Genomic DNA, 14,423 nt, shown 5'->3' with positions numbered 1-14,423 from the left:
CAGTAAAAGTAACTCTCACCCACTCACTCCAACAAACACGTAAAAGCTCACTAAAAAACACTCTAATTCAATTAACCCATTAAAAATAAATCATTATTTTACTCCTGTCTCAGAATTAAAGCTTTCCATAATCAAGTATATCACTATAGCCATAAATTCCCTTCGTATCAGTACAATTAACGTTCTCATTTTATTAAGAGAACTTTATTCCTATTTCTTAATGAAACATTAGTGATCACAACTTCTAAGTTTAAAAGCAGAATTTTGAGAGTCAAAGGGATACCAGCGAAGATCTAAATTACGGGCCGCTTTAACTTCATCTAATCGCCCTACGGGTTGAGTATGAGGTGCATTCTGTACTATTTTAGAATTATCTTTTATCTCAACCAAAATTTTCTCTAAGGCTTCTACAAAACAATCTAAAGTCTGTTTACTTTCTGTTTCAGTGGGCTCAATTAACAAACATTCAGGAATTAATAAGGGAAAATAAATCGTTGGTGCATGAAATCCGTAATCTAAAAATCTCTTAGCGATATCTAATGCGGTAATTCCGTATTGGCGAGTTAATGGCTTCACTGTTATAATAAATTCATGAGAAGCACGCCGCTTAGGAAAAGCTAAAGTCAATCCTAATTGTGCTAAACGTTTCATTAAATAATTAGCATTTAAAGTAGAAAATTCAGCAACCCTAACAATTCCTTCCTTGCCTAACATCCGCAAATAGATATATGCTCGCAATAATACACCTGCATTACCCATGAAAGTCGACAATCGCCCAATCGTTTTAGGGCGATTTTTTTGTGTGATCCAATAATATCCTTCATCATTTTTTCCAACCATTGGTACTGGTAAAAATTCTTCAAGTCTTTTACTAGCTGCTACAGGACCCGCACCAGGACCTCCTCCACCATGTGGAGTCCCAAAGGTTTTATGTAAATTTAAATGCATAACATCAAATCCCATATCACCTGGTCGATATTTTCCTAAAATCGCATTTAAATTAGCCCCATCATAATAAAGCAATCCACCAACATCATGAATAATTTTCGAAACTTCTATAATTTTTCTTTCAAATACACCTAATGTTGAAGGATTAGTTAACATAATGCCGGCTGTTTTCGGACCCACTATTTTTTTTAATTGCTCGAGATCAATATCGCCTTCATTTGTCGTCAATACTTCTTTAACACTATACCCACACATGGCAGCAGAAGCAGGATTAGTGCCATGGGCAGTTTCAGGTACCAATATTTCCGTGCGTGTATTACAATCACCCCGACTTTCATGATACGCTTTTATCATTGCTACGCCAGAAAATTCACCTTGAGCACCTGCCATAGAGGTTAAGGAAACTTTGTCCATTCCCACGATATCTGCCAACATAATTTGTAATTCATAAAGACATTGTAAAAAAGACTGGCTTTGTAGCTCAGGTGTTAAGGGATGACGTTTTAAATAACCTGGAAGCGAAGCTAATCGATTAGCTGCTCGAGGATTATATTTCATTGTACAAGAACCGAGAGGATAAAAATGTGTATCAATTGAAAAATTTTTCCTGGATAATTGAGTAAAATGTCGAACTACTTCAAGTTCGGATAATGCGGGCAGATACGGAAAATTTCGACGTAATAAATCTGAGGGAATATCATGAGCCTCTAATTTTTCCCGAATTTTTTGCGACCCTACACGTCGATTTTCTTGCGATTTTTCGAAAATTAACATGTTTACTTACTTCCTTTCATCATTTAAAAATTTATTCAGTGCATTATTTCAAGAAACACTTTCTCATAATAAGCCATATCTTCATTACTCTTTGTTTCCGTTACACAAATTAATAAACAATTTCCTAGTTCGGGATAATCCTCTTTTAAAGAATACCCAGCTAAAATTTTTCGCTCAAGCATTTGACTAATTATTTTTTCTACCGGTTTTTTGCATCGAACCACGAATTCATGAAAAATAGGTCGACTAAAAATCGGCGTAATTTCCTTGAGAACCGATAAACGCTGAAATAGAGTCCATGCTTTTGTGTGGGAGGCTAATGCCACTTCACGTAAACCTTTTGCTCCTAATAAACTTAAATAAATAGTAGCTGCAGTTACTGCCAACCCTTGATTAGTACAAATATTTGAGGTAGCTTTAGAACGTCGAATGTGTTGCTCGCGGGTTTGTAGGGTTAAAGTAAATCCTTCACGACCCTTTCCATCAACAGTTCTTGCTACGATTCTTCCTGGAAGTTGCCTTACATATTCTTTTTTACAAGCTATAAATCCAAAATAGGGTCCACCGGAAGCTAAAGGAATACCTAAAGGCTGTCCTTCGCCACAGGCAATATCTACACCTTTTTTTCCCCACTGTCCAGGTGGTTTTAATAAGCTCATTGCCAAAGGATTCACACTAGCAATCACTAAAATATTCTGTTCATGAGCCCAATCTGTTAACGTATCTACAGCTTCTAAAGTACCAAAAAAATTAGGCTGTGAAATAATGAGAGCGGTAACATCCGTCATATCTACAGTACTTAGCCATTTTAAATTCACTATTCCTTTTTTAAGATCATAAGGAATAGTTTCAACCATAATGTTTTGCTGTTGAACAATTGATCTCAAAACCTCTCGATAAGCTGGATGAACGCTACCTGGAACTAAAATACGGCGTGTTTTACCTTGCTTCAGGCGGACTGCCATCAATGCCGCTTCAGCTAAGGCGCTGGCCCCATCATATAGAGAAGCATTAGAAATGTCCATAACCAGTAATTCAGACATCATGGTTTGATATTCATAAATTAATTGTAAACTTCCTTGACTAGCTTCAGCCTGATAAGGTGTATATGCAGTGTACAATTCTCCTCGTGTGGTAATTTCCCAGACAGCCGCTGGAATGTGGTGTTCATAAGCACCGGCACCTATGAAACATAGTAATTTTTGAGGCTCGCGTTCCTCCATAAGCTGGGTAATAGCTGCTTCATTTAATCCTTCTGGAAGCTGTTTAAGTGTAGCGGGTATTAAATTAGAAGGAATCTCATCAAATAAGCGTTCAATATTATCAGCACCGATAAGAGCTAACATTTTCTTTTGATCGTTAGGTGTATGCGGAATAAAAGGCATTATTCTTTCTGGGTTTTATTCTTTCTGGGTTAAAGCTTTATAATCAGAAGCATTTAGTAAGTGATCAAGTTCACTTTCGTCATCAGCTTTAATACGATAAAGCCAACCCTCGCCATAAGGGTCACAATTCACAAAAGCTGGGTTTGTTTGAAGTGCTTTATTAACTTCTACCACTTCTCCTGTAAAAGGAGAGTAAACATCAGCTGCTGTTTTTACAGATTCTATCACAGCTATTTCATCATTAATATTTACTTGACTATTGACATCCGGTAACTCAACAAATACGAGGTCTCCTATCTGTTCTTGAGCATGATCCGTAACTCCAACCGTAAAAGTACCATCAGATTCTTGCTTTACCCATTCATGATTTTTACTATAGCGTAATTCTATAGGAAATTTTGCCATTTTTCTCTCCTTCAAAAGGTTTTTTTACCTCGACGCACAAAAGGTGGCTTGGTTATCTTAACCGGAATTTGTTTGTTTCGCCGTTTGATAGAAGCGGTTTCAAACACCTTATTAGGAATACGAGCCAGAGCAATACCCTTTCTTAAGGTAGGAGAAAAACTGCCGCTAGTAATTTTTCCTTTTTGGAGATTATTTAACCAAATTTTTTCATGATTCCGTAAAACTCCAGGCTCTTCCATAATTAATCCAACTAGTTGTTCTTTAATACCTCGCTTTAATTGGGTCTCTAAACTAGTACGACCAATAAAATTTCGGTTAGGATCTTCCCAAGAGACCGTCCAACCAAGATTAGAACAGAGGGGAGATGTTGTTTCATCCATGTCGATTCCATATAAATTTAATCCCGCCTCCAAACGGAGGGTATCTCGCGCTCCTAACCCACAAGGTTGCACTCCACCACGTATGGCTTTTTGCCATACTTCATGTGCTTGCACATCAGGAACCATTATTTCCAAACCATTTTCCCCGGTATATCCAGTACGAGCTATTATCAATAAATTATCTAATAAAATAAATTGAAAAGGCTTAAGTTGTGTTAATTTTAGATAGATCGCTTTATCAAAGATTTTTTGAGCAACGGAAAATACTGCAGGGCCTTGAATAGCAATAATACATATTTTGGGCTGCTCGTTAACATTCACTTGATAAGATCGGCTTTGCTGTTTGATCCAATTCAGATCTTTTTCTCGAGTTACCGCATTCATTACAAGTCGATAATAAGAGTGGGATAAATAATAAACAATAAGATCATCGATCACCCCTCCATTGTCGTTCAACATACAACTGTAAAGCGCATAACCAATGTCTTTAAGTTTAGCAATATCATTAGCTAATAGAAAGCGTAAAAAAGACCTAGCATCCTTGCCTTTTATATCAACAATACCCATGTGAGAAATATCAAAAATACCAACATGCTGCCGCACTCGGTGATGCTCATGAATTTGTGATCCATAATGGAGAGGCATCTCCCAAGAAGCAAAATCAATAAAATGAGCTTTTGCTTGAAAATGTTCTTCGTAAAGTGGGCTATGTCGAAGCATATAGAGGAATTATATTGGATAAAACTAGGGATTGCCAAGCAATAAAAATTTAATTAAGGATAAAGGAAAAACCCTGTTTTAGGCAGGGTTTTTCTAGCGATAAAAGAAAAAAGCTTGAATTTAATTACATCATGCCACCCATACCGCCCATATCACCACCAGGAGCCGTCATGGGTTCTTCTTTCTCTTTTGGAGCTTCAGTTACCATGCATTCCGTAGTAATCATAAGCCCTGCAATGGAAGCTGCATTTTGTAATGCCGTTCGTGTAACTTTAGTGGGATCAAGAATACCCATCTCGATCATGTTGCCATATTCACCTTTAGCAGCATTGTAACCATAATTTATATCTTTATGATTCAATATCTTATGAGTGATAACAGCAGCTTGCTCTCCTGCATTTTTTATAATTTGAGAAAGCGGATAAGCCATAGCACGACGGGCAATTTCAATACCTGTACTTTGATCTTCATTGTCCACGTTAATATTCTCCAAAGCTCTTATAACGCGAATCAATGCCACACCACCGCCAGGTACTACCCCTTCTTCTACAGCAGCACGAGTTGCATGAAGAGCATCTTCCACACGTGCTTTTTTCTCCTTCATTTCAACTTCCGTCGCAGCACCTACCTTAATAACTGCAACACCACCAGCTAATTTAGCGAGACGTTCTTGCAATTTTTCTTTATCATAATCAGAAGTACTTGCTTCAATTTCTACTCGAATTTGTTTTACTCGGTCTTTAATGTCGCTAGTATGGCCTGCACCATCAATAATAGTAGTATCTTCTTTAGTAACTACTACACGTTTAGCGGAACCTAAATCATCCAAGGTTACTGATTCTAGTGATAATCCAATTTCTTCAGAAATTACTTTAGCTTTAGTCAAAACCGCAATATCTTGCAACATCGCTTTGCGACGATCACCAAAACCTGGAGCCTTAACAGCAGCTACTTTCATAACCCCACGAATGTTATTGACTACTAAAGTTGCTAAAGCTTCGCCCTCAACATCTTCTGACACTACTAAAAGTGGTCGACCAGATTTTGCAACGTTTTCCAATAAAGAAATTAATTCACGAATATTAGAAATCTTCTTGTCCACTAATAAAATAAATGGATTTTCAAGTTCGGCACTCATGTTTTGTTGATTGTTGACAAAATAAGGTGATAAATAACCACGATCGAATTGCATTCCTTCTACTACTTCTAACTCATTTTCCAACCCAGAGCCGTCTTCTACAGTAATAACACCTTCTTTACCAACTTTTTCCATTGCATCAGCAATAATTTGGCCGATAGATTTATCTGAGTTAGCTGAAATGGTTCCTACTTGAGCAATAGCAGTTTTATCTTCACAGGGTTTAGAAATTTGTTTCAATTCTGCAACAGCAGCAACTACTGCTTTGTCAATACCACGTTTCAAATCCATGGGATTCATACCGGCTATAACGGCCTTGATACCCTCTACTAAAATAGCTTGCGCTAATACGGTAGCAGTTGTCGTGCCGTCACCAGCATCATCCGAAGTGCGGGAAGCCACTTCCTTAACCATTTGAGCACCCATATTTTCAAACTTATCTTTTAACTCAATTTCTTTAGCGACACTCACACCGTCTTTAGTAACAGTTGGAGCACCAAATGATTTATCTAATACAACATTGCGACCTTTAGGGCCCAAAGTTACCTTCACGGCGTTTGCTAAAACATCTACACCACGACTCATTGCATGCAATGCTTCATGAGAAAATTTTAAAACTTTTGCAGCCATTTTTTTTACCTCTTTATATGTCCACACTATTCAGTTATTCTTCAAGTACACCCATAATGTCATCTTCTCGCATGACAACATATTCCTTACCACTAACTTTGACTTCAGTCCCAGCATACTTGCCAAACAAAATACGATCGCCTACTTTAACATTCAAAGGGCGCACTTCACCATTCTCAAATTTACCAGGTCCAACCGCAACGATTGTTCCTTCAGAAGGTTTTTCAGCGGCAGAGTCCGGAATGACGATACCACCTGCTGAAGTGCGTTCTTTTTCTTCAAGGCGATGGACCACCACTCGATCATGTAATGGACGTATATTCATGCTTTCTCTCCATAATTTAAACTAATTTTTTTGCTTTAATGAGCTCATGTAAGTGTGAGCTACCATCACTAGAGCATATAATAAGGGCACTAAATAAAAATTCAAGGGCAAACGTTAAAACAAAAATGAAAGCAGAGAAAAAATGAAAGTAGAGAATTACTAAGTACGTAAGTTAGTTTAGTTTTATACAAAAGTACTTAGTAAGTAGTATTAAGTAGTAATTCTATCTTAAGATAGTATTTCTATATAAACGAAAATGATCAGAAAAGTGTAAAAGAAACTGAAATTGACAAGTTTTTCAGAAAAGGGAGGGAGGGGGGGTTGGGGTAGAGAGAAAGATTATGATAAGCTGCTCAACACAAATTCGATTTCTACGGTGAGGTTATGCATGTGCTAAATTCATTTAAAACATTACGTACACTGACCGTTAATGGCAAAACTTATCACTACCATAGTCTCTCAGCAGCAGAAGAAACGGGACTTTTAAATATTCATTCTTTACCGTACTCACTAAAAATTCTTTTAGAAAATCAATTACGTCACGAAGACGGCCAAACAGTTACCCATGATCACATCAAAGCTTTCGTAGATTGGCTGAGAAAAAAGCATTCCGACCAAGAAATTTCCTATCGACCTGCTAGAGTATTAATGCAAGACTTTACTGGTGTTCCTGCCATTGTAGACTTAGCCGCCATGCGTGATGCTATGGCATCCATGAAAGGCGATCCAGCTAAGATTAATCCCCACTGTCCCGTAGATCTGATCATTGACCATTCGCTCCAAGTGGATGAATTTGGGAATGCAAAAGCTTTTTTTAATAACATGCATATAGAGATGCAACGAAATTATGAACGATATAAATTTTTAAAATGGGGACAAGAATCATTCCGTCATTTCCAATTAGTTCCACCCGGAACCGGTATCTGCCATCAAGTAAATTTGGAATATTTAGCGCAGGTAGTATGGTCTAGTCCAGTAGGCGATAAACTGTTTGCCTATCCAGACACTGTGGTAGGGACCGACAGTCACACTACTATGATCAACGGCTTGGGAGTTCTCGGGTGGGGTGTTGGAGGCATAGAAGCAGAAGCAGCCATGTTGGGTCAACCTATTTCTATGTTAATTCCCGAAGTGATCGGTTTTCGTTTGTCAGGTAAATTAAGAGAAGGCGTAACTGCAACTGACCTTGTTTTAACGGTAACTCAAATGTTGCGGCACAAAGGGGTGGTAGGAAAATTTGTAGAATTTTACGGTCCCGGTCTCTCTGAACTTTCCCTTGCAGATCGTGCAACTATTGGCAATATGGCGCCGGAATATGGAACCACTTGTGCTTTATTTCCTATTGATACAGAAACTATTAAATACATGAAATTAACCGGTCGCGATCCTGAAGTTATTGAACTAGTTAAAACCTATTCTAGAGCACAAGGCACCTGGTACGACGCAAATACCCCGGAACCCACTTTTAGTGATACACTATCCCTAGATCTTTCCTCAATCGAGCCAATTGTGTCAGGTCCCAAGCGGCCACAAGATACTATTAAGTTATCTGCTTTAAAGAAAGCTACTGAAAATTTTATTACGATAAGCAAACAAGATCAAGAATTAGGTCAAGCATTCAAAAGCACCGATCATATAAATCTTCACCATGGGGATGTAATTATTGCAGCAATTACCAGCTGCACTAACACCTCCAATCCTAGCGTAATGCTTGCTGCAGGCCTTTTAGCCAAAAAAGCTGTTGAAAAAGGCTTACAAAGAAAACCTTGGGTCAAAGCATCACTAGCTCCAGGATCTAAAGTAGTCACAAATTATTTAAAAAAAACTGGATTAATTAGTTACTTAAAAAAAATTGGATTTTATTTAGTAGGCTATGGTTGCACTACCTGTATTGGTAACTCTGGACCATTGCCCGAAATGCTCGCTAAAACAATCATAGAAAATAATTTAATTGTTTCAGCTGTTTTATCAGGGAATCGTAACTTTGAAGGGCGAATCCATCCTTTAGTCAAAGCGAATTGGTTAGCCTCGCCCCCTCTAGTAGTAGCTTTTGCCTTAGCTGGAACCACTCGAATCGATCTTACTAAAGATCCAGTAGGAATAAATTCTCAGAAGAAGGCTATTTATTTACATGACATCTGGCCGTCGAATTTAGAAATTACTCAAACTGTTCAGCAAGTAGATAACGAAATGTTCCGTAAAGAATATTCAAATGTCTTTAAAGGCTATGATGAATGGCAACGTATTACTGTATCTGCGGGTAATACTTTTAAATGGCAAGAAGATTCTACGTATATAAAAAAACCTCCATTTTTCAAAAATATTAAGACCCAGCCCGAACCTTTAAAAGAAATAAAAGGGGCCCGTATTTTAGCGATTCTAGGCGACAGTGTAACAACAGATCACATCTCTCCTGCAGGTGCTATTAAACCAGATAGTCCCGCCGGTAAATATTTAATTAGCAAGGGTATTGGAATTAAAGATTTTAATTCCTACGGGTCTCGTCGAGGAAATCATGAAGTGATGATACGAGGCACCTTTGCCAATATTCGAATTCGAAACGAAATGTTGTCGAACGTAGAGGGTGGATTTACCAAGCATTTTCCTGATGGTGAGCAATTATCTATTTATGAGGCGGCCATGAAATACCGTAATGAAAATATTCCGCTGGTAGTAATCGCTGGGAAGGAGTATGGCACAGGCTCTTCTCGTGATTGGGCTGCTAAGGGTCCGCGATTATTAGGGGTTACAGCCGTTATTGCAGAAAGTTTTGAACGCATCCATCGTGCTAATTTAATCGGCATGGGTATTTTACCACTCGAATTAAAAAATGGCGCTAACCGTAAAAACTTAAACTTAGAAGGCAACGAACTCATTGACATTACGGGAATAGCAAATCATTTACATCCCAATAATGGTCATGTTCTCATGACGATCAAACCCAAAAGCGGAATTTTAAAAAAAATATCTCTTCATTGTCGAATTGATACTGACAATGAATGGACTTATTATCACCATGGCGGTATTTTACCATTTGTATTACGTCAAATGTTATCTACCATGTAGAGTCAAGATTAGAACCTCAAGTCCGTAATCCAGTTATAGTTATAGAGAATTCTTTCTAATGTTTTAAAATTAATCATAAATTTATTGTAAATATATATATAATTTTATAATTTGCTATTGTAATTTTCTATTGCCGCTGAAATCTACTCAGCTCATCTACTCAGCTCACATAAGAAAAAACAAACAGGAAAAATAAGTATCAAAAGTTCTATAAAAATTTCTTTTTTTACTTATTTCTTTATCCTTTTTTAATCTTTATTGATCATAAGTCTTGATCAGTCTTAGAATGGGTGTTTCTTCTATTAATTTATTTATTCACTCACGCAAAATTTTTACCTAAAGCGTGAGGTGAGGGCACATTCATTCCCATAAATATCCCATGAATGAAGGTAATAAAATATATTCTAAGCGTACTTATATGTGCAATGGCCATTTGTGGAGATTAACACGTACTTTATGGTCTAATATTATACTACCTCATGCTATATTATAGATTACATTGACTATCAGTTTTACCTTAAAATTAGGTGCTTTTTTAAATCACACCAATAACCACATAAATAACTTTACAAAAAATATAAAAATTCCTAGGGTGAATCTTACTGATCTACGGAATTGTGTACGGAATTGCTTTGGTTACTAATGTATTTTTTGAAAATCCCAATCTTTTCTAGTACTTTTAAGAAATTTTATAAAAAAGTTAAGAGTGATTTATTTGATTCACTTCCAAAAGTTTAGTGACAATTAAAAATAGCTAAAGCTCAACGAATCACAACCTATCCTAATTAATTTTTACAAAGTTTATTTCCTCTAAAATATATGGATCAATTAACTATGGATCAATTAACCTTTGCAAATCCAAGAATTCAAAAGCGCTACAATTTTTTTGTTTCTTACACACAGATGTTACACATAACAATTTAAAAAATTAATTGGTAAATAATTGGGATGGAAAGACACTATAGAATAATGACTCACACCCACCTATTGTCTTATCTTTAATGTTAAGAAGAAATCTCCCTATCTCAGGTATTGTAACCCAGATATCAGCTTCAAAAGTTTTTTCAAATAAACTTCATGAAAGCTCTAATGTTACCAAATGCTTGGGGGGGAAATGACAAAATAGTAAAAATCTAGATAATTTTTTTAAAAAAATCTTTAGATAATACCTTTGATTTTAATCTAGCGTATCACTAATCTAGTGTACCATAAAAATCTTTACTTGCGGGCAATATGGGATCATTGTTAGGATACATATATTTAATTTAAAAACAAGATAAACTAATCTTAACATGATGAGCATTCTAACTAATATGATGAGTATGATGACCTTTATTTGACTAAAGATGCCTTAAAAGTTTATATCTCGTCGATATTTTCAGTGAAAAAGTTGAGAATTTTCAATTCTAGACAATCAAGGTGGAGTAAGACAAAATTACCGATACATTCATGTATCGTAAAAAGCAAGATAGTCAGTTAGTAACAGTATACTGAGAGATTACAAGGAACTTTTTCGTGGACATACGTAAAATTAAAAAACTCATCGAATTGATCAGTAAAACAAGCGTAGCAGAAATCGAAGTCAAATCCGGTGAAGAATTATTGCGTATTACTCGATTTTCTCAGCAACAATCTTGTATCACTCCTCCAAAGCCTACTATACTAGCAGATTCATCAACGATACTACCATCTACTGATAAAGCTATTCTTACTCAACTAGCAGCGAAGGAAACTCTTGCTACGGAGACTTTAATAAGTCATTCTTTAAAATCTCCTATGGTAGGGACAGTCTATTTATCACCAACCCCTAGATCTAAACCTTTCGTAGAGGTTGGACAACGGGTTTCTATAGGGGACACCATGTGCCTTATTGAAGCAATGAAAATGTTTAATAAAATTGAAGCCGACAAAAATGGTGTCATTAGCGCTCGTCTCGTCGAAAATGAACAGCCAGTAGAGTTTGATCAACCACTTTTTATCATCAAACAAGATTAGATGGATATATTTTCATGTTTAAAAAAGTCTTAATCGCTAACCGTGGCGAAATTGCTTTACGTATTCATCGAGCTTGTAAAGAAATGGGTATCCAAACAGTAGCTGCTTATTCTACTGCTGATCAAAATCTAATGCATGTACGATTAGCTGATGAAGCGGTTTGTATTGGACCTTCCAATAGTACTAATAGCTATTTGAGTATTCCAGCCGTTATTTCAGCCGCTGAAATCGTTCATGCTGATGCCATCCACCCAGGATATGGCTTCCTTGCGGAAAATCCAAATTTTGCTGAACAAGTAGAAAAAAGTGAATTTACGTTTATTGGGCCTTCCCATGACACTATTCAACTCATGGGAAATAAAGTATCAGCCATTAAAGCAATGAAAGCAGCTGGTCTTCCTTGTGTATCTGGCTCCGATGGCGCCTTAACTCAGAATAACGATGCCAATATAGCAATTGCTCGCCATATTGGTTATCCTGTTTTAATTAAGGCCTCAGGAGGCGGTGGCGGTCGAGGAATGCACTTAGTTCGTCAAGAAGCAGATTTATTAAATTTTATTGCTTTAACGCGAATAGAAGCAGCTGCTGCTTTCGGCACGGATGAAGTTTACATAGAAAAATATCTTGAAAATCCCCGGCACATTGAAATTCAAGTGCTTGGAGATGGTAAAGGGAATGCCATTCATCTAGGAGAACGTGATTGTTCCATACAACGCTGTCATCAAAAAGTTATTGAAGAAGCTCCAGCCCCAGGTATTACATTGGAACAACGTGCCACTATTGGTGAGCGATGTGTCCAAGCCTGTATTGCTATGAATTATCGAGGTGCCGGAACCTTTGAATTTCTCTATGAAAAAGGCGAATTTTATTTTATTGAAATGAATACACGGATTCAGGTTGAACATCCCGTTACCGAAATGATTACAGGTATTGATATTTTAAAAGAGCAAATTCGTGTAGCCTCGGGAGATCCTTTACGTTACAGACAAAAAGATATTGCAATCAAAGGACACGCTATTGAATGTCGCATCAACGCTGAAGATCCTAAAAATTTTATGCCGTCTCCTGGAGTGGTAACCGCTTATCATGCTCCCGGGGGATTAGGCGTACGTATGGATTCTCACCTTTATACTGATTATTGTGTTCCTCCTTATTACGATTCCCTCATCGGAAAATTAATCGTTTACAACGATAATCGTCCCGAAGCTATTGCTCGCATGAAAAATGCTTTAACCGAGTTGGTCATTGAAGGAATCAAAGCTAATGTTTCACTCCATCAGATGATGATGGAGGACGAAGATTTTTGTAAAGGAGCACAAAATATCCACTATCTGGAAAAAAAATTAGGACTTAAATGAGTAGTTTCTACTAATGTTTCTTAGCTCGTAACGGAGGATAACTGTAATTGTCAAGCTAAGAAATATCGTTTTTGTGTTAAGCGATATTTCTATTCTTATTTTAATAGCTTAAGTAGTATTGCTACAATAACATCCTATCCTTACCCCTATAAAAATTTACTAAAAAAATTAGAATTTAAATCAGTACACTAACTAGAAACACTTGGATTAACAATTAATCTCAGAGCAAATTCTAATTTAAGATAATAATATTAATAAATCGTTAGGATTTCTGCTTTCAAGAATCATATGAGGTATTATATCCTTTACCCCAACAAAAAAAATTTTCTACGACACTCTGTATATCAACAGAAAGATCATCCAATCTTCTAGGGGAAAAATCCTACAGAATTAAAAAAATTTCATTCTTTGAAGTGAGTCCTAATTTTTCCTTTGATTTAATAATAACCTCTCATCATGCTAAATAAATTTTTCGTGAAATTATAATTTTATATTTCTCTGTCCTCTTTAAATTACTCAAGAAATTTAATAGCTATTGTAGCTTATTATAGAATTATAAAATCTACTTCCATTTTACTGTAGCAATCTTTTCAATAGTGTTGAAGGTCATCCCTGGTTGTTATCGATATTTGCTTTAATATTCTCGATTGTTTTAGAGTAGATGTAAGAGTATTAATAATATCAGCATTTTTCATACTAGATTTCGTATTTTTTTCTGTAAATCAAAACAACCATCAGGTAAGAAAATGTTTACAAATTTTATAATTATATCTAGATTGATATCAAAATAATGAATAGTTTGAATATCAACACAAGGTATTATAAGTAATGACTTGAAATTTTGATTACTCTCCAGTACCTATGATGGAGAACGTTCTGGAACGTTTATAGACTTAGCAAAATATTGAGAGACAAAGAGAACCCCTTTACAGGGTGGTTTGTAAAGTACTTTTTATATTAAAAACGTAATATCTCTCGTTTAATCATAAACGAGATAGAATATTCTTACATCTATCAGTATTGAAATTTTAATAATTATTTATTTATTATCTTGTGGATTATCTGGGTTATCTTCAATAATATTTAAGAAAATAATCATTTTTCTTATCCAAAAAAAGAATTAACTCCAAGATCTGCGAAACACTTTTTCTAAAGTTATCTTTGGAATTAAATTTTTCCTATCATCGATGCATAATAATAATCTTAACTATTATTTTACTATAATTTAACATATATATTTTAGTATAATATATTTTAGTATATTAGGTACGCAATAAAAAAAATTCTGCACGACTTACT

Annotated in this window: 9 protein-coding genes; 3 read left to right on the top strand and 6 right to left on the bottom strand. The window is 36.0% G+C overall.

Features of this window, described 5'->3' with window-relative positions; genetic code table 11:
* Positions 1–228 precede the first annotated feature (228 nt).
* The 6 genes from gcvPB to CLERM_RS02215 form a co-directional block, all read right to left on the bottom strand.
* Positions 229–1,722: an aminomethyl-transferring glycine dehydrogenase subunit GcvPB gene (gene gcvPB / locus CLERM_RS02240; protein WP_102156974.1), complete on the bottom strand. Its 1,494-nt coding sequence runs from the start codon at positions 1,720–1,722 to the stop codon at positions 229–231.
* Between the two features lie 35 nt (positions 1,723–1,757).
* Positions 1,758–3,107 carry an aminomethyl-transferring glycine dehydrogenase subunit GcvPA gene (gene gcvPA, locus CLERM_RS02235; protein ID WP_102156973.1) on the bottom strand — a complete coding sequence of 450 codons (1,350 nt, stop codon included), beginning with the start codon at positions 3,105–3,107 and terminating at the stop codon, positions 1,758–1,760.
* 15 nt (positions 3,108–3,122) lie between these two features.
* On the bottom strand, positions 3,123–3,512 hold the full coding sequence (gene gcvH / locus CLERM_RS02230) for a glycine cleavage system protein GcvH (protein WP_102156972.1): 390 nt from the start codon (positions 3,510–3,512) through the stop codon (positions 3,123–3,125).
* A gap of 11 nt (positions 3,513–3,523) precedes the next feature.
* Entirely contained in the window at positions 3,524–4,612 is a 1,089-nt protein-coding gene (gene gcvT, locus CLERM_RS02225; RefSeq protein WP_102156971.1) for a glycine cleavage system aminomethyltransferase GcvT, read from the bottom strand.
* Between the two features lie 124 nt (positions 4,613–4,736).
* On the bottom strand, positions 4,737–6,380 hold the full coding sequence (groL, locus tag CLERM_RS02220) for a chaperonin GroEL (protein WP_102156970.1): 1,644 nt from the start codon (positions 6,378–6,380) through the stop codon (positions 4,737–4,739).
* Between the two features lie 34 nt (positions 6,381–6,414).
* Complete coding sequence (locus CLERM_RS02215) at positions 6,415–6,705, bottom strand: co-chaperone GroES (protein ID WP_102156969.1); 291 nt, start codon at positions 6,703–6,705, stop codon at positions 6,415–6,417.
* Between the two features lie 390 nt (positions 6,706–7,095).
* Here CLERM_RS02215 and acnA point away from each other — a divergent pair, with 390 nt between their 5' ends.
* The 3 genes from acnA to accC all read left to right on the top strand — a co-directional run bounded on the left by acnA (position 7,096) and on the right by accC (position 13,124).
* On the top strand, positions 7,096–9,771 hold the full coding sequence (gene acnA / locus CLERM_RS02210) for an aconitate hydratase AcnA (protein ID WP_420838480.1): 2,676 nt from the start codon (positions 7,096–7,098) through the stop codon (positions 9,769–9,771).
* 1,515 nt (positions 9,772–11,286) lie between these two features.
* Positions 11,287–11,766 carry an acetyl-CoA carboxylase biotin carboxyl carrier protein gene (gene accB / locus CLERM_RS02205; protein ID WP_102156967.1) on the top strand — a complete coding sequence of 160 codons (480 nt, stop codon included), beginning with the start codon at positions 11,287–11,289 and terminating at the stop codon, positions 11,764–11,766.
* Positions 11,767–11,780: 14 nt separating this feature from the next.
* Positions 11,781–13,124: an acetyl-CoA carboxylase biotin carboxylase subunit gene (gene accC / locus CLERM_RS02200; RefSeq protein WP_102156966.1), complete on the top strand. Its 1,344-nt coding sequence runs from the start codon at positions 11,781–11,783 to the stop codon at positions 13,122–13,124.
* Positions 13,125–14,423 lie beyond the last annotated feature (1,299 nt).

This window comes from Coxiella-like endosymbiont, from assembly GCF_002871095.1.
Taxonomy (GTDB): Bacteria; Pseudomonadota; Gammaproteobacteria; order Coxiellales; family Coxiellaceae; genus Coxiella.
Note: the sequence above shows the minus strand (reverse complement) of the source record. Positions and strands in the feature narration are given on the sequence as shown.

Bases quoted from the DNA above. Each gene is read 5' to 3' on its own strand.
- CLERM_RS02215 (WP_102156969.1), bottom strand. From the start codon at position 6,705: ATGAATATACGTCCATTACATGATCGAGTGGTGGTCCATCGCCTTGAA.
- groL (WP_102156970.1), bottom strand. From the start codon at position 6,380: ATGGCTGCAAAAGTTTTAAAATTTTCTCATGAAGCATTGCATGCAATG.
- gcvPA (WP_102156973.1), bottom strand. From the start codon at position 3,107: ATGCCTTTTATTCCGCATACACCTAACGATCAAAAGAAAATGTTAGCT.
- accC (WP_102156966.1), top strand. From the start codon at position 11,781: ATGTTTAAAAAAGTCTTAATCGCTAACCGTGGCGAAATTGCTTTACGT.
- gcvH (WP_102156972.1), bottom strand. From the start codon at position 3,512: ATGGCAAAATTTCCTATAGAATTACGCTATAGTAAAAATCATGAATGG.
- gcvT (WP_102156971.1), bottom strand. From the start codon at position 4,612: ATGCTTCGACATAGCCCACTTTACGAAGAACATTTTCAAGCAAAAGCT.
- gcvPB (WP_102156974.1), bottom strand. From the start codon at position 1,722: ATGTTAATTTTCGAAAAATCGCAAGAAAATCGACGTGTAGGGTCGCAA.